This window comes from Kineosporiaceae bacterium, from assembly GCA_016713225.1.
In the GTDB taxonomy this organism is placed as follows: domain Bacteria; phylum Actinomycetota; class Actinomycetes; order Actinomycetales; family Kineosporiaceae; genus JADJPO01.
In genome coordinates this window covers 192,800-213,828 of record JADJPO010000003.1, presented here as the reverse complement: position 1 = coordinate 213,828, position 21,029 = coordinate 192,800, and the positions used below count along the sequence as shown (strand labels likewise).

The following is a 21,029-nucleotide window of genomic DNA, read 5'->3' as shown; positions in this document are numbered from 1 at the left end:
CGTCGGACGGTGACCTCGAGCAGCAGGGTGACTCGAGCAGCAGGGTGATCGGACGGGTGGCCGCTACTCCCGGCTACACCTCACCGGGCAGGCTCGCGGCGTCCACCAGCGCGGCGATGGACGCGGCCACCCGCCCCGGGCTGAGCTGTGATCCGTTCGGTTCGGCCAGGTAGAGCACGTCGACGGCCTGCCCGGCGTGCGTGGCCACGTGGGCCGATCGGACGTCGACCCCCAAGGCGGCGAGCGCACTGCCCAGACCGTGCAGCAGACCGGGTCGATCGGCCGCCCGGACCTCCATCACGGTCGAATCCCCCGAGGCCTGCGGCAGCAGGACGACGCGGGGTTGCGCGGCCGCGGCCGTGGCGGGCCGGTACCCGGCGTCGCGTCGAGCCAGCCGATCGAGCACGCTGCGGTCACCGTCCGCCAGCCGGCGCAACGAGGTCTCGAGCGTGGCGGCCTCGGGCATGGTGGCAGCGCCCGGGTCGACGTACCAGGTGTCGACCGCGATCCCGCCACCTCCGGCCGGTCCGGGCACGGTCCGCACCAGGGCCGAGCGCACCGTGAGGCGGAACGAGGCGAGGGTGCCGGCGATGTCGGCCAACAGTCCCGGCCGGTCCGGTGCCACCACACTCACCACGTAGTGGTCGACCCGCTCCCCCGCGAAACTCATCGGCTGGATGGCGACGTGCGGTCGGCCGTCCTGTTCGACCGCGGTCACCAACGAGGCCTCGGCCTCACCGATCGGTGCCGGACCCGGTGGGGGCAGACCCTTCATTGCCGACCGCGCGCGACGCACCAGATCGTCGACCAATCGAGCGCGCCACGGCGTCCAGGCGGCCGGTCCGGCGGCTCGGGCATCGGCCTCGGTCAACGACCGCAACAGATCCAGCACGTCGGCGCGACCGTTGACCGCCTCGACCAGGGCCGCGACCGTGCCCGGATCGTCGGGGTCACGGCGGGTGGCCAACTCGACCAGGGTCAGGTGCTCGGCCACCAGTTTCTCGATCACCTCGACGTCCGCGGGGGGCAACCCCATCCGGACGGCGATCCTGCGCGCCAGCGGCGCCCCCACCTGCGAGTGGTCCATGGCACCGGGCAACTTGCCGATGTCGTGCAGCAGGGCGGCCAGCAACAGCAGGTCGGGCCGAGCGGCGTACCGCAGGAAGGCACCGGCCTCGATCACCGACTGCACCAGGTGGCGGTCGACGGTGTGGCGGTGAATCGCGTTGCGCTGCGGGCGGTTTCGCACCCCGGACCATTCCGGGATCCACCGCGTGATCATGCCGCCCAGGTCGAGGGACTCCCACACCCCGACCAGGCCGGGCCCGGCACCGAGGGCATCCACCAGCGCCTCACGGGCCGCGGGCGGCCAGGGCTCGGGCAGGTCGGGACCGGCCGTGACCAGGTGGTTCACGGTCACCGGACTCAGCGGCAGTCTGGAGCGGGCGGCCACGGCCAGCGCGCGCAAGGCGAGCACCGGATCACCCTCGGGGCGCACGCCGGCACCGAGCACCACCTCACCGTCGTGTTCGACCAGACCGTGGCCGAGCGGACGCAGCTGGGGCGGGCGCGCCGATCGCTGCCCGAGAAAGCGGCGGCTGCGCCGGGTCGGCAGGGCCTGCCGAGCGCGCCGCACGGTGATGTCGACGGCATGGGCCACGGTCCGTCCGGACTGCGCCAGGCCGGCGAGCAGCTCGTCGGCGTCGCTGACCCCCACGGCGGCGGCGACGGCGTCCTGATCGGCCATCAGCAACCGATCGAGCCCCTTGCCGGTCACCAGGTGGACGGCGTCGCGCACGTCGAGCAGGTGTTGGTGGGAAGCGTCCACCTCGCCGTGGGGGCGATCGGTGGCCCAGCTCGCGGCCAGCGCGCGCAGCACGGTGACGTCGCGCAACCCGCCGCGGGATTCCTTGAGATCAGGCTCGATCATGGTGGCGATCTCGCCGAAGCGACCGGCGCGATCGGTGAGCAGCTCGAGCAGTTCGGGCAATCGGCGTTGGATGCCGGCCCGCCAGTCGCTGAGCAGCTGAGCCCGGGTGCGCACCGCCAGATCGAGGTCGCCGGCCACTCCCCGCAGATCGAGCAGGCCGATCCCGGCGGAGGCGTCCGACGCCGCGATCTCACGGCACTGGGCCGGGGTTCGCACCGAGTGATCGATGCGAGAACCGCTGTCCCACAACGGATACCAGAGCCGTTCGGCCAATTCGCCGATCTGGTCGGTGCTGCGTCGTCCGTCGTGCAGCAGCACCAGATCGATATCGCTGGCCGGCCCGCAGTCGCCGCGGGCCACGCTGCCGACCACGGCGAGCGCCACCCCGTCGGACATGTCGGGCGCGGCGTCGAACCAGGCCTGGCCGAGCGCGCGCTCGACCAGCGAGGTCATCGCCAGGCGGCGTGTCGGCCCCGGCGGACCGCCCCGCAGGGCCAGCGCCAGTCGTTCACGGCGCAGGTCCTGCGGGGCGGGAGCGGCGTCCGAGGCCGCGGGGGCGTCAGACCGCATCGACTCCGTGCTCACCGGTGCGAACGCGAACCACGTCGTCGACGGGCACGGTCCACACCTTGCCGTCACCGATGCGACCGGTCTGGGCACTCTTGACGATCACCTCGACCACATCCGCCGAGTCGGCGTCATCGACCAGCACCTCGATGCGCACCTTCGGCACCAGGTCGACGGTGTACTCCGCGCCGCGGTAGACCTCGGTGTGACCACGCTGGCGACCATAGCCGCTGGCCTCACTGACCGTCATGCCCTGGACACCGAAGGCTTCCAGCGCTGCCTTGACCTCTTCGAGCTTGTGCGGCTTGACGATTCCCGTGACGAGCTTCATGCCGGCACCTCCGAGGTAGCGGACGGGGCGGTGACCTTGGTGGCACCGGACAGGACACTGCCGCTGCGGTAACCGCCGGCGGTGGTGGCACCCAGTTCGTACCCGGTCTCGGCGTGCTCGACCAGGTCGGCGCCGGCCTCCTGGTCATCGGCGTTGAGCCGGAACCCGATCGTCTTGTCGATGGCCAGACCGATGATGGCCGCCATCACGAACGAGTAGACCAGCACCAGCAGGGCGCCCTTGGTCTGAATCCAGAGCAGCCCGGCCCCGCCGCCGTAGAACAGGCCGTTGGCCGAGGCCGACCCGGCGCCGTTGGCCCGTTCGGTGGCCATGAAGCCCAGGTAGAGGCAGCCGACCAGGCCACCCACCAGGTGGACGCCGACCACGTCGAGGGAGTCGTCGAAACCGAAGCGGTACTTCAGGCCGACGGCCAGGGCGCACAGGGCACCGGCGATCACGCCGAGCAGCGCTGCCGACCACGGCACGATGAAGGCACAGGCCGGGGTGATGGCGACCAGACCGGCGACGGCACCCGAGGCCGCGCCCAGGCTGGTGGCGTGACCGTCACGCAGCTTCTCCACCGCGAGCCAGCCGATCACGGCGGCGGCGGTGGCGACCTGGGTGTTGGTGAAGGCCAGACCCGCCAGCGTTCCGGCGCTCAGCGCCGAGCCGGCGTTGAAGCCGAACCAGCCGAACCACAGCAGGCCGGCACCGGTCAGCACCAGCGGCAGGTTGTGCGGCTTGAACTGTGCCTTCGGCCAGCCGTTGCGCTTGCCGAGCACGATCGCCAGGGCCAGACCCGCAGCACCGGCGTTGATGTGCACCGCGGTGCCACCGGCGAAGTCGAGCACGCCCCACCCGGCCAGCAGGCCCTTGCCGTTGCCGTCGGCGTCACCGAAGTCGAAGACCCAGTGCGCGACCGGGAAGTAGACCAGGCTCACCCAGATGGTGACGAAGACCGACCAGCCCAGGAACTTGGCGCGGTCGGCGATGGCACCCGAGATCAGCGCCGGGGTGATGACGGCGAACATCAGCTGGAACATGGCGAAGACCAGCGTGGGGATCTTGTACTCGGCGCCGTTGAACGTGGTGGCGTCGTTGAGCGCCTCGCCCAGACCGACCATGGACAGGTCGCCGAACAGTGAGCTCGTGCCACCGCCGAAGGCGATGGAGTAGCCGAACAGCACCCATAGGACGCTGACGATGCCGATCGTGACGAACGACATCATCATCATGTTGAGCACGCTCTTGGCACGGACCATGCCGCCGTAGAAGAGCGCCAGGCCCGGGGTCATCAGCAGGACGAGCGCTGCGCTCGCCAGCACCCAGGCGGTATCTCCGGAATCCATCCGTACCCCTCGAGGTCGTGGAATGTGGGCAGAAGTGCGGCGCCACAACGACGGGGCGACCTGGCGACAACGGTTCCCGGTGGGTGTTTCGCGGGCGAGCGGGTCAGGTTACGAGAATGTGACCGAGACGGGGGCCGTGTGAAACCTGCGTTACCGGCCGGAGCGAATGTCCGACATGCCGGACCTGCGGGACAACGGTGTCGGGTGGCTCACGTGTCGCACCAGCCGGATGCGTCCAGCGGGTCGAAGCCGACGCAGCGCGCGGCGTCTGCCTTGTCGATCGCGACCACACGGCCGGGGTCGCCGTCCGAGGCGTAGTAGCGCTCGTCGTCCTCGCCGTAGAGCCACCAGCCGCCCGAACCGGGGTTCATCCGGGTCGCCCGGAAGGTGAAGACGCTCGACTGCGGCGGAATCCGGTAGTCGCTGTCCGTGGCGCTCAGCCACACGTTGCCCACGACGGGCGTGGTGAACCCCACCACGCCCAACCCGGCGAGCAGCACCCCGGCGAGGACGGCCCAGACCGCGAGCACGGTGCGCACGGTGCGGACGCGTCGACGCATGGCGGCCCCTCAGCTGAGCAGGGCGTCGACGAACGCCTCGGGGTCGAAGGGGGCCAGGTCGTCCGGCCCCTCCCCCAGGCCGACCAGCTTCACCGGCACGCCCAGCGCCCGCTGCACCGCGACCACGATGCCGCCCTTGGCGGTGCCGTCGAGCTTGCTGAGCACGATGCCGGTGATCTGGACGACCTCGGCGAACACCTTGGCCTGCTGCATCCCGTTCTGGCCGGTGGTGGCGTCCAGCACCAGCAACACCTCGTCGACCGGGCCGTGACGCTCGACCACACGCTTGATCTTGCCGAGCTCGTCCATCAGACCGACCTTGTTCTGCAACCGACCGGCGGTGTCGATGAGCACCACGTCCGCCTCGAGATCGATCCCCGCCTTGACCGCGTCGAAGGCCACTGCGGCCGGGTCGGCCCCTTCACGATCGCTGCGAATCGTCGGGACGCCGACCCGCTCACCCCACGTGGTGAGCTGATCGGCGGCGGCGGCGCGGAAGGTGTCGGCCGCCCCGAGCAGCACATCCTTGTCATCGGCCACCAGCACCCGGGCGAGCTTGCCGACGGTGGTGGTCTTCCCGGTGCCGTTCACTCCCACCACGAGCACGACCGCGGGGCGGCCCTCACCGTCCGGGCCATCGACGTGCCGGTCGACCGCCAGCGAGCGGTCCATACCCGGGTCGACGGCCGCGAGCAGCTCGGCGCGCAGCATGGCCCGCACCGACTCGACGTCCCGGGTGCCCAGCACGGCCACGTCACGCTGCAACGCCTCGACGATCTCGCCGGCCGGACCGGCGCCGATGTCGGCCAGCAGCAGCGTGTCCTCGACCTCCTCCCAGGTGGCGGCATCGATCCGGTCGCGGGTGAGCAACCCGAGCAGGCCCTGGCCGATCGCACTGTTGGAGCGAGCCAGGCGCGCCCGTAGCCGCACCATCCGGCCTCGGGCCGACTCCGGCCGCTCGATCGTCGGCACCAGCGTCGACGGTGGGGCGACGTCGGGGACGACGTCCACCGGGGCACCCTGACGCGGCGGCGCAGGGCGGTCGAGCACATCGGTGTCTCCGTCACCGCTCCCACCGGCCGTGCCCCCTCCGGCAAGACCACCCCCGGACGGCGGCCCGCCGCGTCGGCGCGCGCCGACGAACAGGATCGAACCGACGACGACGAGCAGGAGCAGGACGGCGATGCCGATGTACGGCAGCAGATCGGAGGTCACCCGGCGATTCTTCCGGACGGGGCGTTCCGCCGGATAGCCGAGGGCACCCTGAGACGCGGTGTGACGTCCACCAAACCTCGGTGATCATGTAATCCGTGCACACTGTCAGACCATTCGCCCGGCGCCATCGGGTCGGGCTGTGATCACCACGAAGGCGGGCTCAGCGCGAGGCGGTCTCCGACACCCCCGTGGCGGGGGTCGCCAGGGGCGAGCCGAGCTGGGCCGGTGGCACCGTCCGGCTGCGCGCGGCGATGCCCGCGGCGATCTTGCCGGCCACCGGATCCGCGTCGGGCAACTCGATGACGACGTCGACATCGGGATCGACCGTCGGTGCCGGTACGGGCTCCGGACGCCGATCTCGTACCGAGGTGGCCACCGAGGACGCCGCCGAGCGGGCCTTCTTGGCAGCCTTGCGGGCGCGACGACGGGCGTCACGTGTCAGGCGCTCACCCTCAGGGGTGAGCAGCCACGCACCGGCCCTGATGTTCGGCCACGCCACGGTGAAGATCACCGAGCACGCCACCCCCAGGACGAACAGCATTCCGATCACGATCGCGAGCACCTACCCAGGGTCCCCCATCAGTCACACCCGCCCCAGCCGAAACAGCGGATTGTTATCGACCTGACGCCGCAATCTCCGCTTTCGCCACACCTGCGGCCCAGGCGGCGTCACGGTGCGTCAGGCGGGTTGATCTTCACGCAATCGCTGACTCACCACCGTGGTCACGCCGTCCCCACGCATGGTCACCCCGTACAGCGCGTCGGCGATCTCCATGGTGCGTTTCTGGTGGGTCACCACGATGAGCTGACTGGCGGTGCGCAGCTCTTCCATCAGGGTGATCAACCGGCCCAGGTTGGTGTCGTCCAGCGCCGCCTCGACCTCGTCCATGACATAGAACGGCGACGGACGGGCCTTGAAGATCGCGACCAGCAGCGCCACGGCGGTCAGCGACCGCTCACCACCCGAGAGCAACGACAGCCGCTTGACCTTCTTGCCCGGTGGGCGCGCCTCGACGTCCAGGCCGGTGGCCAGCATGTCGGAGGGATCGGTGAGGATCAGGCGACCCTCACCCCCGGGGAACAGCCGCGAGAACACCCCCTCGAACTCGCGCGCGGTGTCGTGATAGGCCTCGGTGAAGACCTGCTCGACCCGCTCGTCGACCTCCTTGACGATGTCGAGCAGGTCCTTGCGCGAGGACTTCAGGTCCTCCAGCTGCGTGGTGAGGAACCGGTGGCGTTCCTCCAGCGCGGCGAACTCCTCCAAGGCCAACGGGTTGACCGTGCCGAGCAGCGACAACGCGCGCTCGGCGGCGCGCAGCCGCTTCTCCTGCACGGTCCGCACGAACGGCGTCGCCTCCCGGCCCTCCTCGGGCTCGCTCTCGCCGGGGGCCAGCATCGGCGGCGGCACCGGCAGGTGCGGCCCGTACTCCTCGATCAAGATCTCCGGGTCCAGCCCGAGTTCGTCGACGCAGCGTTCGCGCAGCGCATCGATCCGCATCCGGTGCTCGGCGCGGGCCACCTCGTCGCGGTGCACCACATCGGTCAGCCGCGCCAATTCCTCGACCAGGCCACCGACCTGTGCCCGCACCACCCCCAGTTCGGCATCGAACCGCTGCCGCTCGGCGTCCGCAGCCGCCCGCGCCTGCTCGGCTCGGCGCACCGAGGACTCCAGCACGCTCAGCGTGAACTCGGCGCTGATGAGCACGGCGGCGGCCGTGGCGAGCTGACGACGGCGGCGCTCCTCACGCGCCACGGCGCGGGCGCGCGCCTCACGTTCGGCCCGCGCGGCGGCCAGCAGCTGATCGGCCCGGCCGGCGAGCGCCCGAACCCGTTCCTCGGCGGTGCGCAACTGCAGTCGCGCCTCCATCTCGGTGGCCCGGGCGGCAGTGGCCGCGGCAGCCAGGGCATCGCGCTGCTCGGTCGAGGGCTCCTCGGCATCGCCCTCGGCGTGTTCCTGGGCCACCCGCAGCCGCTCGTCGAGTTCGGCCAGGGCTTCCCGGTCGGCGCCCAGGGTGACCTGGCCCGCCGCCAACGCGGCGCGGAGCCGGTCGGCCTCGGCACGCGCGGCCCGGGCGGTCGAGCCGAGCTGGCCCAACCGCTCGGCCACCGCCGCCAGCCGGGCATCTGAGTCGTGCAGCGCGTCGAGCGCGATCTCGACCTGCTCCTGCGCGGCGGCATGGCGGGCCTGGGCGGCCTGCACCGCGAACCGCGCCTGCTCCCCCGCCCGCGCCGCCGAGGCGATGCGGTCGGCCGCCTCGTCGACCGCGGCCTGAACCTCCAGCAACGAGGACGCCGCCGCCCGCGACCCGCCGCGCACGAACGCGGCCGAGACCAGGTCGCCGTGCAGCGTGACGACGGTCAGCTCCGGACGTCGAGCGATCACCTCGCGAGCCACGTCCAGGTCCGGAGCGACCAGCACGGCGTCCAGCAACCGATCCAGCGCTGCAGCCAGCGGCTCGGGGGCCGAGACCATGGCCCGCGCCCAACGGCACCCGGCGGCCGGGGGCGGCTGGTCCGGGGCGTACCGAACCGGCCCGGACGGCGCGTGGCCGACCAGGACACCGGCCTGGCCGCCGTCCTCGGCCTGCAGCAGACGAACCGCCGAGACCGCCCCGTCGAGGGAGTCGGTGACGACCGCGTCGGCCGCTGCCCCGAGCGCAGCCGCCACGGCGTTCTCGTAGCCGGGCTGCACCTGCACCAGCGCGGCGACCGAGCCGAGCAGGCCCGAGAGCCGGTCTCCGGCCGCCAGCAGGGTGCCGGACCCGTCCTTGCGCTGCAGACCCAGCTCCAGGGCCTCGCGCCGGGCGGACCAGGTGGCGCGCTCCCGTTCGGCGTCCCGCTCGGCTTGCTTGGCGGCCTCCAGCACCTCGTGAGCCTGGTGCAGCTCGGCCGCGGCGGATTCGTGCTCGGCGTCCAGACCGTGCTCGCCGGCCTCGGCCCCGGCGACCTGGGTCTCGACCGCCGAGAACTCCTCGGCGGCGGCGTCCGCCCGCGCCTCGGCCTCGCGGATCTGGTCGCCGAGGCGTTCGGCCTGCTCCTGGGCGGCCTCGAGCCGGCTGCGTCGAGCGGCGACCTGACCGGCCAGGCGCGCCAGGCCCTCACGACGGTCGGCGGCCGCGCGGAGCAGCGCGTTCAGCCGGCGCTCCTCCTCGTTCTCGGCCTGTTCGGCCTCGTGCCGGGTCTCGACGGTCTCGGCCAGCCGCTCGCGGGCGTAGTCCACCTCGACGGCCAGGGCGGCCTCCTGCTCGCCGATCGCCCGGGCCTGCGCCTCGAGTTCCTCGGGGTCGCGACCGGGGGTGCGTTCCGGAGCCTCCTCGCCGAGCAGGCGTTGCCGGTCCGCGGCCAGCGAGGCGGTGCCGCGGACCCGCTCACGCAGGCTCGACAGCCGGTACCAGGTCTCTTGAGCGCGCGACAGCCGCGGGGCGGCCTCGGCGGCGTCCTGCTCGAGGTCGGCCACGCGACGCCGGCCCTCGGCCAGCTCGACCTCGACCTCCTCGCGGCGGACCCGCAGCGCGTTCTCGTCGGCCACCTCTTGCTCGAGAGCACCGGTCAGCTGCACCAGGTCGTCGGCCAGCAACCGGGCCCGGGCATCGCGCAGGTCGGCCTGCACCACCGCGGCCCGGCGGGCCACCTCGGCCTGACGCCCCAACGGTTTGAGCTGACGGCGGATCTCGGAGGTGAGGTCGCCCAGGCGGGTCAGGTTGGCACCCATCGCATCGAGCTTGCGCAGCGCCTTCTCCTTGCGCTTGCGGTGCTTCAGGACGCCGGCGGCCTCCTCGATGAAGCCGCGCCGCTCTTCGGGGGTGGCGTGCAGCACCGCATCGAGCTGACCCTGCCCGACGATGACGTGCATCTCGCGGCCGATGCCGGAGTCGGACAGCAGTTCCTGGACGTCGAGCAATCGGCAGGTGCTGCCGTTGATGGCGTACTCGCTGCCCCCGGAGCGGAACATGGTGCGCGAGATGGTGACCTCGGTGTAGTCGATCGGCAGCGCGCCATCGGTGTTGTCGATGGTCAGGCTCACCTCGGCCCGGCCCAGCGGCGGGCGGCCGGAGGTGCCGGCGAAGATGACGTCCTCCATCTTGCCGCCGCGCAGGCTCTTGGCGCCCTGCTCGCCCATGACCCAGGCCAGGGCGTCGACGACGTTGGACTTGCCCGAACCGTTCGGGCCGACGACGCAGGTGATCCCCGGCTCGAAGCGCAACGTGGTCGCCGAGGCGAAGGACTTGAAGCCCCGCAGGGTCATGCTCTTGAGGTGCACAGGCTCCTGCCCAGTGGGTGCGGCTGACGCGGGGAAGGCCCCGCCAGCGTACCTGCCGGCCGGATCAGCCTTCGACGAAACCGGTCGGCAACTCCCCGGGCCAGGCCCAGCTGACCCCCACGGTGCGCACATGACCCGGACGGCGGTAGTACGACCGCGGGGCATCCGGCGGCACCGGAGGGGCCGGCTGCGCCGAGAGCAGCGCGAGCAACTGCTCGCAGTCGGCGCGCCGACCGATGGCGATCACCCGCACCGATCCGTCGTCGCAGTTCGTGGCGCTGCCGACCAGGCCGAGCTCGAGCGCCCGGCACCGCGTCCACCAGCGAAACCCCACCCCCTGGACACGCCCTCGAACGACCGCCGTGACTTTTACCACGCTGTCGGGGGCAACAGGTAGAGCACTGGTCACCCGACGAGCTTAGATGACCAACGACACATGCCGAATGTGCCCGGTCATCCGATGAGTCGATGTAAGATACCCCCAGGGGTATAAACCTTCGCCCGCACTCAGCGCGGCGACAGCACGACACGAGGAGCCCTGGTGGATCCGCTCGATCTGGCCCGGTGGCAGTTCGGAATCACCACCGTCTACCACTTCATCTTCGTCCCGCTGACGATCGGCCTGGCACCACTGGTCGCCATCATGCAGACCGCCTGGTACCGCACCGGCAATGATCACTGGTTACGGCTGACGAAGTTCTTCGGGAAGTTGTTCCTGATCAACTTCTCCATGGGTGTGGTCACCGGGATCGTCCAGGAGTTCCAGTTCGGCATGAACTGGAGTCGCTACTCCGAGTTCGTCGGGGATGTGTTCGGCGCTCCGCTGGCCATGGAGGCGCTCCTGGCGTTCTTCCTGGAATCGACCTTCCTGGGCGCCTGGATCTTCGGGTGGGACAAGCTCTCGCGCCGAGCCCACCTGGCCACGATCTGGCTCGCCGCGATCGGCGTGAACCTCTCGGCCTACTTCATCATCGCCGCGAACTCGTTCATGCAGCACCCGGTGGGTGTGGTCTTCAACCCGCAGACCAACCGGGCAGAACTCGACAGCATCTGGACCGTGCTCACCAACCCGACCACGCTGGCCGCCTTCCCCCACACCGTCACGGGTTCCTTCGTCACCGCGGCCACGTTCGTCGCCGGCATCGCCGGCTGGTGGACGGTGCGCCAGGTGCGCGCCGGACGCCGCGAGGAGGCTGCGGTGTATCGCCCGGCCCTGCGCCTGGGGCTGATCACGCTGGTGATCTCCGGTGCGCTCGTCGCGCTCACCGGTGACGTGCAGGCCAAGATGATGTTCGAGCAGCAGCCGATGAAGATGGCCGCCGCCGAGGCCCTGTGCGAGACCGAACAGGGCGCCGGCTTCAGCATCTTCGCCGTCGGGGACGTCGCCAACCGCTGCGACGTGCGCACCCTGACCGTGCCCGGCCTGGCCTCCTACCTCGCGACCGGCGACGCGAACGCCACGCTCACCGGCGTCAACGACCTGCAGCAGCGCTACCAGGAGATCTACGGCCCCGGCGACTACACCCCCACGCTGGCCGTCACCTACTGGTCGTTCCGGCTGATGATGGGCTTCGGGGCCTTCAGCGCCGTGCTGGCCCTGGTGGGACTGTGGCTGACCCGCCGCGGCGCGATCCCGGCGTCCTCGCGGTTCGGCACGCTCGCGCTGGCCGTGCTGCCGATGCCGTTCCTGGCCAACCTGACCGGCTGGGTGTTCACCGAGATGGGCCGTCAGCCGTGGATCGTCGCACCCAACCCGACCGGTGACCCGCAGATCAGGATGGTCACCGCCGACGGCGTCTCGCCCATCGTGGACAACGCCTCGGTGCTGGTCTCGCTGACCGTGTTCACGCTGCTCTACGGCGGCCTGGCCGTGGTCTGGTTCAGCCTGATGCGTCGCTACGCCGCCGCCGGCGCCCCGGTCGTGCACCACGGCGACCCAACCAACGCGGACGGCCCGGACGGACCCGCCGGGTCCGCGGACGACGCCCCACTCACCTTCGCCTACTGACCCCCACCCACCAGCCCGCTGCATCGCGTTCGAGGAGCCTCGTCGTGGACATCGACACCCTACGGATCATCTGGTTCGCCCTGATCGGCGTGCTCTGGACCGGCTACCTGGTGTTGGAGGGCTTCGACTTCGGTGTCGGCATGCTGCTGCCGGTGCTGGGCCGAACCGACACCGAACGGCGCGTCCTGATCAACACCATCGGGCCGGTCTGGGACGGCAACGAGGTCTGGTTGCTGACCGCCGGTGGGGCGACCTTCGCGGCCTTCCCGCTCTGGTACTCCACGCTGTTCTCGGCCTTCTACCTGCCGCTGCTGCTGATCCTGGTGGCCTTGATCCTGCGCGGGGTGGCCTTCGAGTACCGCGGCAAGCTCGACTCCGATGCCTGGCGTGCCCGCTGGGACCTCGCGATCATCGTGGGCTCGGTGCTGCCGTCGCTGTTGTGGGGGGTCGCCTTCGGCAACATCGTGCGGGGTGTGGAGGCCGAGGCGGTGCGGTCCGGTCCGTTCGCCGTCCTGCTCTCGGCCCTGAATCCCTACGCCCTGCTCGCCGGCGCGACCACGCTGACCCTGTTCCTGCTGCACGGCACGCTCTACCTGCGGTTGAAGACGACCGGCGAGCTGCACCAGCGCGTCGTCCAGCTCTCGGGCCGGCTCGCCCCGGTGACGCTCGCGGTCGCCGGCGCCTGGGCGGTGTGGACCCAGCTCGCCTACGGCGCGACCTGGACCTGGGCCGCCGTCGTGGTCGCCGCGCTGGCGCTGGTGGGGGTGCTGGGCGCCGTCCGCGACGCCCGCGAGGGCATGGCGTTCTCGCTGACCAGCCTGGTCACGGTGGCGGCGGTGGTGCTGATCTTCGGGTCGCTGTTCCCCGACGTCCTGCCGATTCGTGGCGGTGAGTCGCTGACGATCCACAACGCCTCCTCGACGGCCAACACGCTCACCGTGATGAGCTGGGTGGCGCTCGCCCTCACCCCGTTGGTCGTCGCCTACCAGGCCTGGACCTACTGGGTCTTCCGCCGCCGCATCTCGACCGCCGACATCCCGCCGCACGCGGGGCTGCCGATGCGGGTGCGCTCCTTCGTCGACTGATGCGCCCGCTCGATCCGCGGCTGCTGCGCCATGCCCGGGCGAGCCGACGGTACGTGGCGCTGACCGCCGTCCTGGGGTTCGCCACCGCGGTGGCCGTGGTGGGGCAGGCACTGGTGCTGGCCCACGTGATCGGCGCCGGGTTCGCCCGGGCCGCCAGGCCCGGCGACCTGGTGGCACCGCTCTGCGCGCTGGCCGGCATCGTGCTCGTCCGAGCCCTGCTGGGCGGCACCCAGGAGCGGTTCGCGCACCGGGCGAGCGTGCGGGTGATCGCCGAGTTGCGTGCGGCGGCCCTGGTGCGGTTCAGCCGTGACGGGACGGATCACGACCCGGCTGCGGCGGCCACGCTGCTGACCCGCGGCCTGGACGGACTCGACGGGTACCTCACCCGATACCTGCCACAGCTGCTGCTGGCCGCGACCGTCACACCCAGCGTGCTGGCGGTCATCGCCTGGCTCGACCCGTGGTCGGGCCTGGCGGTCGTCGTCACCCTGCCGTTGATCCCGGTGTTCATGGCCCTGATCGGGTGGACGACGGCAGCCCTGTCGGCCCGGCGGCTGCACACCATGCAGCGGCTGGGCGCCCAGGTGCTCGACCTGGTGGCCGGGCTGCCGACGCTGCGGGCGCTCGGCCGGGCTCGCGCGCAGGCCGCCCAGGTGCGGGACACCGGGGAGTCCTACCGGCGGGCCACACTGGCTACCTTGCGATTGGCCTTCACCTCGGCCCTGGTGCTGGAAGGGCTGGCCACGCTCTCGGTGGCGCTGGTGGCCGTGGGGATCGGGCTGCGGCTGGTGTTCGGCCAACTCGATCTGACCACGGGGCTGGCCGTGCTGATCCTGGCCCCCGAGGTGTACCTGCCCCTGCGGCTGGTCGGGCTGCACTATCACGCGGCGGCCGATGGGGTGGCGGCCGCCGGTCAGGTGCTGGACATCCTGGAACGCCCCGGTCCGTCCGTGGGGTCACGACCGGCACCGGACCTGCACACGGCCACGGTGGTGCTGCAGGGCATCTCGGTCGACCGCCGCGAACGCCGTGCCCCCCATGACCTCGACCTCACGCTGCACCCCGGCGAGGTGGTCGCCCTCACCGGCGCCAACGGATCGGGCAAGTCCACCGCCGTCGAGGTGGTGCTCGGCCTGCGGGCGCCGGACACCGGACAGGTCCTGGTGCGCACCGAGGGCGTCGAGGGCACCGATCACGACGAGATCACCCTCGCCGAGCTCGACCTCGCCTCGTGGCATCGCCAGATCGCCTGGGTGCCCCAACGCCCCGTGGTGGTGCCGGCCACGATCGAGCAGAACCTCTGGCTCGATGCCCCGACCAGCCGCGGCGCCTCACCGCGCGAGGCCGCCGCGGCCCTCACCGGGCTGGACGACGTGGTGGCGGCGCTACCGGACGGCTGGCAGACCCGGATCGGGCACGGCGGGCACGGCCTGTCCGCGGGGCAGCGTCAACTGCTGGGGCTCACCCGGGCGGTGCTGCATCGCGATGCGGCGCTCGTCATCCTCGACGAACCGACGGCACACCTCGATGCGGCGGCCGAACAGGTGGTGCACCGGCTGATCGAGTCCTGGCGAGCGCGCGGGGTCACCGTGCTGCTGGTCGCCCACCGCCCCGCCCTGGCCGCGTTGGCCGACCGGACGGTGGAGGTGACCGCCGCGATGCCCACCCCGACAGCCGGCCCGGCATCCACCCCGGCAGCCACCCCGGCAGCCACCGACCCGAACCGGGAATCCGTGGCGGTGACCGCGTGATGGACCGCCACCCCGTGGGCCGCGATCGCCTGATGCGCCATCCGCTGGTGCGCGCGATGCGGGCACTGGACCCCGACCCCTGGCGCACTCTGCTCGCCGTCGGGCTCGGAACGGCTGCCCTGGCCAGCACGATCGGTCTGATGGCCACCTCGGCCTGGCTCATCTCCCGCGCTGCACAACAGCCCCCGGTGCTGCACCTCCAGGTCGCGATCGTGGCGACCCGGGCCTTCGGCCTGGGGCGCGGTGTGCTGCGGTACGCCGAACGCCTGGTGGGTCACGACGTGGCGCTACGCGGCATGACGACCCTGCGCACCCGGCTCTATGCCTCACTCGCGCAGGCCGACCCCGCGCTGGTGACCGGGCTGCGCCGGGGGGACCTGCTGGCCCGACTCGGCGCCGATGTCGACACCCTGGCCGACCTGGTGGTGCGATCGGTGCTGCCGATCGCCGTCACGACGACCACGGTCATCGGCAGCGTCGTCCTGATCGCCTGGCTGTTGCCGCAGGCGGGGATCGCCGTGGCGGCCGCCATGCTGCTGGCGGCCGTGTTGGTGCCCTGGTTGGCTGCGCGGGCGGCCCGGCGTGCCGAGCTCGACGGATCGCGGGCGCGCACCGAACTCTCGGCCGAGGTCGTGACGGTGCTGGACGGCGCGGCCGAACTCCACGTGGCCGGCGCCCTGCCGAAGCGGCTGGCCCACGTGCACGACCTGGACGCCGAACAGGCAGGTGCGCAGGACGCCGCCGCGCGCAGTTCCGGCTGGGCGATCGGGGTCTCGACCCTGCTCACGGGTGCGGCGATGGTCGGGTCGCTGCTGGTGGCCCTGACCGCTGCGGCCGATGGGCGGCTCGACCCGGTGTTGGTGGCAGTGCTGGCCCTGACCCCGCTGGCGGCGGCCGAGGCGGTGGCGGCGCTGCCGGCGGCGGCGACTCACCTGGTGCGTGCTCGCGCGGCGGCCGAGCGGGTACTCGAGGTGGTGGACGCCGCGGGGCGAAGCGCCCCGCAGGCCGAGGAGAGTGCCCAGCCACCCGGCAGCGGGACAGTGGAGCTCGATCCCACGCTGCGCGCCCGCGGGCTGGTGTGCGGGCATCCGGCGCGGACAGCAGACGCCGAGGCACCCGACCTCGGTCCCGGTGGTGCTCTCGACCTCGATCTCGTCCCGGGGCGACGGGTGGCCATCGTCGGGGCCAGCGGCTCGGGCAAGACCACCCTGCTGCTCACCCTGGCCGGGCTGCTGCCACCGCGAGCCGGGCAGGTCGGGTTGTCGGCGGGACTGTCGGCGGGTCAGACCGACCTCGTGCGCCTCGCCACGCTGCCGGAGGCGACGGTGCGACGCACGATCAACTTCACCGCCGAGGACGCTCACCTGTTCACCACCACGCTGCGCGAGAACCTGCGCCTGGCCGACCCCGATGCCGGCGATGAGGCGCTGCGCACCGTGCTGGACCGGGTCGGGCTCGGTGACTGGCTGGCCGGCCTGCCTCGGGAGCTGGACACCGTGATCGGGTCCGGGGGCAGGGACGTCTCCGGCGGGGAACGGCGGCGTCTGCTGCTGGCCAGGGCTCTGCTGAGCCGGGCTCCGGTGTGGCTGGTCGACGAACCGGCCGAACACCTCGACCCGGTCGGCGCCGATGCGTTGGTCACCGAGCTGCTCAGCGGCGAGCTGTCGCCTCGCCCCGAGACCAGTCCCGAGACGAGTGTGGAGACCAGTCCCGAGACCAGTCCCGAGACCAGTGTGGTCATGGTGACCCACCGGCTGACCCCGTTGGCCGCCGCCGACGAGGTCCTGGTGCTGGACCGCGGCCGGTTGGTCGCTCGGGGTCACCACGACTGGCTGGTCACCCACCACGCGCCCTATGCGAGGGCGCTGATGGCGGAGAGCACCGCCGGCTGATCTACCGTTACCTCGACGCACCTCGCCGGCCGAGAGGACCCGATGCCCGAGACTCGCCCGTCGCCGGCCCGACCGGTGACCTCGGCCTCCTTCGACCGGCGCCTGCTCGACGCCGTCGTCGCGGTCGCCGACGGTCTCGACCTCGAGCCCACGCTGCGTCGGATCGTGCGGGCCGCCTCGGACCTGACCAATGCCCCGTACGCGGCGCTCGGGGTGTTGGGCGAGGACGGCCAGCACAAGGCCTTCGTCCATACCGGGCTGGACCCGGAACGCGCCCACGCCATCGGTGCTCCACCCCACGGTTTGGGCATCCTGGGCCACATCTCGCGGGTCGGCCGGGCGGTTCGGGTGAGCGATCTGGCCACGCACCCGACCTCGGCGGGCTTCCCGCCGCACCATCCGGTGATGCGCAGTTTCCTCGGGGTGCCGGTCGGTATCGGCGACCGGGTGGTGGGCAACCTCTACCTGGCCGACAAGGAGGGCGGATTCACCGCCGAGGACGAGGACGTCGTCGTGGCCCTGGCCGCCGCCGCGGCCGTGGCGGTCGAGAACGCCGAGCTGTTCGGGGTGGTGCAGCGTCGGGAACGCTGGCTGGTGGCCGCGCAGGAAGTCGCCACCATGATGCTGTCCGGCGCCGAGGACGACGAGGCGCTGCAGCTGATCGCCACCCGCGCCGCCGAGGTGGCCGAGGCCGACATGGTGGCGCTGGTACTGGCCGGGTGGGGCGGCAACTGGGTGCTGGAGCTCGCCGTCGGCCAGGGCGCCGAGGACCTGGTGGGCACGGTCATGCCGGAGGACGGCCGCACCGCCACGGTGATCCGGTTGGGCAAGGGCCTGCTGGTCAACGATCTGGCCACGGATCCGCACATGAAGGTCGAGCGGTTGCGCCGCTACGGCCCGGCGCTCTACGCACCGCTGCAGGCGCGCGACGAACGGCTCGGCGTCCTGATGCTGGCCCGCTGCCACGGGGGTGAGCCGTTCACCCACACCGACCTGGCCACGGCTCAGATCTTCGCCGGGCAGGCCGCGCTGGCGCTGCAGCTGGCCGACGGCCGGCGCCGCGCCGAGGAGAACGAGCTGCTCGAGGACCGGGCCCGGATCGCGCGAGACCTGCACGACCTGGTGGTGCAGGAGTTGTTCGCCATGGGCATGCGGCTCTCGCGCTTGCGTGAGCGCCTGGAGCCGGACGAGTTGGCCGATGTCGACACCACGCTGGAGTCCCTCGACCGGGTGGTGCGTCAGATTCGGTCCACCATCAGGGCGCTACGCGATCCGGACGAGAAGGCGAGCCTGGCCGACCGGATCCACGCCGAGGCCGCTCGGGCGCACTCGTTCCTCGGGTTCCGGCCCGAGGTGGTGGTCGAGATCAGCGAGGGCGTGGACGCCGATGACCTGATCGACGGTGAGATCACCGACGATGTGATCGCCGTGGTGCGCGAGGGGCTCTCGAACGCGGCGCGGCACGCCCATGCCAGCGGTGTGTGCGTGCGGCTCGTCGTCACCCCGGACCAGGTTCGCGTCGAGGTCTGCGACGACGGCGTCGGGCTGCCCGCCGCCCTCTCGCGCCGCAGCGGCCTGGACAACCTCGGCGAGCGCGCCCGGCGGCATGGCGGCAACTGCGAGTCCGTGGCCAACCCCGACGGCCCGGGCAGCCTGCTGCGCTGGCAGGTGCCGATCTAGGCTTCGTGCATGCCGCCCACGCCATCGATCCTGACCGTCGCCGACCATGCCGAGGGCCTCGGGGACGCCACCGCGGTCCTGCGCGCCAACGCCGTCTCGGCGGGCCTGGACGCCCCGGTTCCCACCTGCCCGGGGTGGACGGTGCGCGACCTGGTCACCCACCAGGGCGTCGTCCACCGGTGGGCGATCTCGGTGCTCACCGGGGCCGGCTTCGACGAAGCGGCGGTCGAGGCCTCGGCGCGCGCCTCGGTCGACCTGCTCGACTGGCTGGACGACGGCCTGGTCGACCTGCTCAACGTCCTCGCCCGCGCGCCGGAGGACCTGCAGGTGTTCTTCTTCCTGAAGGACGCTCCGCCCTCGCGCCAGGCCTGGGCGCGACGCCAGTGTCACGAGACCACCGTGCACGCCGTCGATGCCATGGCCGCTCGGCTGGGCCGGCCGCCCACGCCGGCCGAGACCTGGATCCGCCCCCGCCTGGCGGCCGACGGGCTCGACGAGCTGCTGACCGGGTTCCTGCCCCGCAGGACCTCGAGGGTGCGCTCCGAGCGGCCGCTGCGCGTCGCCGTCCAGCCGACGGACGTCGAGCGGGCCTGGCTGCTCGACATCGGCCCCGACCCGGTGATCACCACCCGTCTCGCCCCCACCGACCCCCACCCGGACGACGCCCGCGATGCCGAGGTGACCGTGCGCGGCACGGCGGCCGCGCTCTACCTGAACCTGTGGAATCGCGGCAGCGCCTCGGGCGACGACCTCGAGGTCTGCGGCGAGGCCACCTGGATCGCCACCTGGCGCGAGCAGATGCAGGTGCGCTGGAGCTAGGCGCCCCAGCCGCTGGTCTGCCGGTTGCCGGCCACCCAGGCAGCCGCCTGGGTGCGGCGGCGGAAGCCCATCTTGGCCAACAGCCCCGTCACGTGGTTCTTCACGGTCTTCTCGGCCAACCCCAGGCTGGTGCCGATCTCGCGGTTGGACAACCCGTCGCCGATCAGCTCCAGCACCTTCTTCTCGGTGGGGGTGAGCGCCTCGGTCGGGTCGTGGTGCCCGGCCCGACGTCGCGCCACCGAGCGCTCGTCCAGCAGCACCTTGCCGGCGGCCACCTTGCGCACCACATCGGCGATCTCGGTGCCACGGACCGACTTCAACACGAACGCGGACGCGCCGGCGTCCAGCGCCGCCTCGACCGCCTGGTCGTCATCGAACGACGTCAGCACCACGCACCGGATCTCGGGATGGTCCTTGCGCAGGGCCCGCACCACGTCGATGCCCGTGCCATCCGGGAGTTTGAGGTCGACGATCGCGACATCCGGGCGCACGGCCGCGGCGCGCCGGATGGCATCCAGCACCGTTCCCGCCTCGGCGACCACGGTCAGCTGGGGGTCGGCGTCCACGACGTCGACCACCCCTCGACGGACGATCTCGTGGTCGTCGATCACCAGGACCCGAACACGGTTGTCAGCGCTCACGGGATCAGGCTACCCAGGGACGCAAGTCCCTAGCGCCGCTGGCATCGCGGACACCGGAACGATGACCGGTTGGTGAAGCGCTCACGGCGCAACGGCGTGCCACACCGCGCGCACGGCAGGCCCTCCCGGCCGTAGGCGGCCAGGCCGCGCTCGAAGTAGCCCGACTCGCCGTTCACGTTGACGTACAGGGCGTCGAAGCTGGTCCCGCCGACCGCCAGGGCCTCGGTCATCACGTCGCGGGCGTGACCGATCAGCTCACGCAGCTTGGCGAGCGAGATGTCCTGCAGCGGCCGGTCGTAGTGCAGCCTGGCTCGCCACAGCGCCTCGTCGGCATAGATGTTGCCGATCCCCGAGACCAGGCCCTGATCCAGGATCGCCCGCTTCACCGCGGTGCGCCGGGTCCGCAGCCGACGCACCAGGGCCTCGACGTCCAGATGCGGGTCGAGGGCGTCCCGGGCGATGTGGGAGACCTGCGGCGGCAGCATCGCCACCCACTCCCCCGTCGCTGCCTCGCCGACCCCGGCCGGCAGACCGTCGGACGTCGGCACCAGCGTCGTCGGGGTCAGCCCACCGAACATCCGCTGGTCGACGAAGCGCAGCTCGCGCCCGGCGCGCGCAGGCGAGCCGCCGCCGAGCGAGAAGCGCACCCGCAGGTGGGGTTCGGCCGGCGCCTCCGGGGGCTGCAGCACCAGCTGCCCGCTCATGCCCAGGTGCACCAGCAGCGCTCCCGTGTCGAGCACCAGCCAACTGAACTTGCCCCGCCGGACGACGTCGTGCACCGTCTCGCCGGTCAGGCGGTCGGCGAAATCCCGTGGTCCGGCCAGATGGGCTCGCACCGGTCGCGGATGACGCACCTCGACCGCCTCGATGGTGGTGCCGACGACCCAGCGGGCCAGGCCACGGCGCACCACCTCGACCTCGGGGAGTTCGGGCACCTCGC

General features: G+C 72.0%; 16 protein-coding genes. 6 read left to right on the top strand and 10 right to left on the bottom strand.

Going from position 1 to position 21,029, the window contains the following annotated elements:
* Window positions 1-73 precede the first annotated feature (73 nt).
* The 8 genes from IPK24_12040 to IPK24_12005 form a co-directional block, all read right to left on the bottom strand.
* Entirely contained in the window at window positions 74-2,500 is a 2,427-nt protein-coding gene (locus tag IPK24_12040; GenBank protein ID MBK8076265.1) for a [protein-PII] uridylyltransferase, read from the bottom strand.
* Window positions 2,490-2,828 carry a P-II family nitrogen regulator gene (locus tag IPK24_12035; GenBank protein ID MBK8076264.1) on the bottom strand — a complete coding sequence of 113 codons (339 nt, stop codon included), beginning with the start codon at window positions 2,826-2,828 and terminating at the stop codon, window positions 2,490-2,492. Before IPK24_12035 ends, IPK24_12040 begins: the two co-directional genes overlap by 11 nt.
* The gene (locus tag IPK24_12030; GenBank protein MBK8076263.1) at window positions 2,825-4,177 is read right to left on the bottom strand and encodes an ammonium transporter; all 1,353 of its coding nucleotides are present in this window, start codon (window positions 4,175-4,177) and stop codon (window positions 2,825-2,827) included. The genes IPK24_12035 and IPK24_12030 overlap by 4 nt, the downstream gene beginning before the upstream one ends.
* A 209-nt stretch (window positions 4,178-4,386) precedes the next feature.
* Window positions 4,387-4,737, bottom strand: coding sequence for a hypothetical protein (locus tag IPK24_12025; protein MBK8076262.1), 351 nt, complete (start codon window positions 4,735-4,737; stop codon window positions 4,387-4,389).
* Between the two features lie 9 nt (window positions 4,738-4,746).
* Window positions 4,747-5,937: a signal recognition particle-docking protein FtsY gene (gene ftsY, locus IPK24_12020; GenBank protein ID MBK8076261.1), complete on the bottom strand. Its 1,191-nt coding sequence runs from the start codon at window positions 5,935-5,937 to the stop codon at window positions 4,747-4,749.
* A gap of 175 nt (window positions 5,938-6,112) precedes the next feature.
* Window positions 6,113-6,514 carry a hypothetical protein gene (locus tag IPK24_12015; GenBank protein ID MBK8076260.1) on the bottom strand — a complete coding sequence of 134 codons (402 nt, stop codon included), beginning with the start codon at window positions 6,512-6,514 and terminating at the stop codon, window positions 6,113-6,115.
* Between the two features lie 117 nt (window positions 6,515-6,631).
* A complete protein-coding gene (smc, locus tag IPK24_12010; protein MBK8076259.1) occupies window positions 6,632-10,213 on the bottom strand; it encodes a chromosome segregation protein SMC in 3,582 nt (1,193 codons plus the stop codon).
* Window positions 10,214-10,277: 64 nt separating this feature from the next.
* The gene (locus IPK24_12005) at window positions 10,278-10,589 is read right to left on the bottom strand and encodes an acylphosphatase (protein MBK8076258.1); all 312 of its coding nucleotides are present in this window, start codon (window positions 10,587-10,589) and stop codon (window positions 10,278-10,280) included.
* Between the two features lie 165 nt (window positions 10,590-10,754).
* On the opposite strand from IPK24_12005, the gene IPK24_12000 reads away from it, so the two are divergent.
* From IPK24_12000 to IPK24_11975, 6 genes are read left to right on the top strand one after another with little or no spacing between them, the layout of a single operon-like run.
* Window positions 10,755-12,221 (top strand): cytochrome ubiquinol oxidase subunit I, encoded by a 1,467-nt coding sequence (locus IPK24_12000; protein ID MBK8076257.1) that lies wholly within the window; start codon window positions 10,755-10,757, stop codon window positions 12,219-12,221.
* Window positions 12,222-12,265: 44 nt separating this feature from the next.
* On the top strand, window positions 12,266-13,306 hold the full coding sequence (gene cydB, locus IPK24_11995) for a cytochrome d ubiquinol oxidase subunit II (protein MBK8076256.1): 1,041 nt from the start codon (window positions 12,266-12,268) through the stop codon (window positions 13,304-13,306).
* Window positions 13,306-15,057, top strand: coding sequence for a thiol reductant ABC exporter subunit CydD (gene cydD, locus IPK24_11990; protein ID MBK8076255.1), 1,752 nt, complete (start codon window positions 13,306-13,308; stop codon window positions 15,055-15,057). Before cydB ends, cydD begins: the two co-directional genes overlap by 1 nt.
* Window positions 15,057-16,949 (top strand): thiol reductant ABC exporter subunit CydC, encoded by a 1,893-nt coding sequence (gene cydC, locus IPK24_11985; protein ID MBK8076254.1) that lies wholly within the window; start codon window positions 15,057-15,059, stop codon window positions 16,947-16,949. The genes cydD and cydC overlap by 1 nt, the downstream gene beginning before the upstream one ends.
* A 42-nt stretch (window positions 16,950-16,991) precedes the next feature.
* Window positions 16,992-18,629, top strand: coding sequence for a GAF domain-containing protein (locus tag IPK24_11980; protein ID MBK8076253.1), 1,638 nt, complete (start codon window positions 16,992-16,994; stop codon window positions 18,627-18,629).
* A 9-nt stretch (window positions 18,630-18,638) separates the two neighbouring features.
* Window positions 18,639-19,448, top strand: coding sequence for a maleylpyruvate isomerase N-terminal domain-containing protein (locus tag IPK24_11975; GenBank protein ID MBK8076252.1), 810 nt, complete (start codon window positions 18,639-18,641; stop codon window positions 19,446-19,448).
* On the opposite strand, the gene IPK24_11970 is transcribed toward IPK24_11975, so the two are convergent.
* Both IPK24_11970 and mutM read right to left on the bottom strand, forming a co-directional pair.
* Window positions 19,445-20,062, bottom strand: a complete 618-nt coding sequence (locus IPK24_11970; GenBank protein ID MBK8076251.1) for a response regulator transcription factor — start codon at window positions 20,060-20,062, stop codon at window positions 19,445-19,447. The two genes, IPK24_11975 and IPK24_11970, sit on opposite strands and share 4 nt — an antisense overlap.
* A gap of 56 nt (window positions 20,063-20,118) precedes the next feature.
* Window positions 20,119-21,024 carry a bifunctional DNA-formamidopyrimidine glycosylase/DNA-(apurinic or apyrimidinic site) lyase gene (mutM, locus tag IPK24_11965; GenBank protein ID MBK8076250.1) on the bottom strand — a complete coding sequence of 302 codons (906 nt, stop codon included), beginning with the start codon at window positions 21,022-21,024 and terminating at the stop codon, window positions 20,119-20,121.
* Between the last annotated feature and the right edge of the window lie 5 nt (window positions 21,025-21,029).

Excerpts from the sequence above, each read along its gene's own strand:
- IPK24_12035 (MBK8076264.1), bottom strand. The coding sequence starts at position 2,828 with ATGAAGCTCGTCACGGGAATCGTCAAGCCGCACAAGCTCGAAGAGGTC.
- cydC (MBK8076254.1), top strand. The coding sequence starts at position 15,057 with ATGGACCGCCACCCCGTGGGCCGCGATCGCCTGATGCGCCATCCGCTG.
- IPK24_12030 (MBK8076263.1), bottom strand. The coding sequence starts at position 4,177 with ATGGATTCCGGAGATACCGCCTGGGTGCTGGCGAGCGCAGCGCTCGTC.
- IPK24_12025 (MBK8076262.1), bottom strand. The coding sequence starts at position 4,737 with ATGCGTCGACGCGTCCGCACCGTGCGCACCGTGCTCGCGGTCTGGGCC.
- cydD (MBK8076255.1), top strand. The coding sequence starts at position 13,306 with ATGCGCCCGCTCGATCCGCGGCTGCTGCGCCATGCCCGGGCGAGCCGA.
- IPK24_12040 (MBK8076265.1), bottom strand. The coding sequence starts at position 2,500 with ATGCGGTCTGACGCCCCCGCGGCCTCGGACGCCGCTCCCGCCCCGCAG.
- IPK24_11980 (MBK8076253.1), top strand. The coding sequence starts at position 16,992 with ATGCCCGAGACTCGCCCGTCGCCGGCCCGACCGGTGACCTCGGCCTCC.
- IPK24_11975 (MBK8076252.1), top strand. The coding sequence starts at position 18,639 with ATGCCGCCCACGCCATCGATCCTGACCGTCGCCGACCATGCCGAGGGC.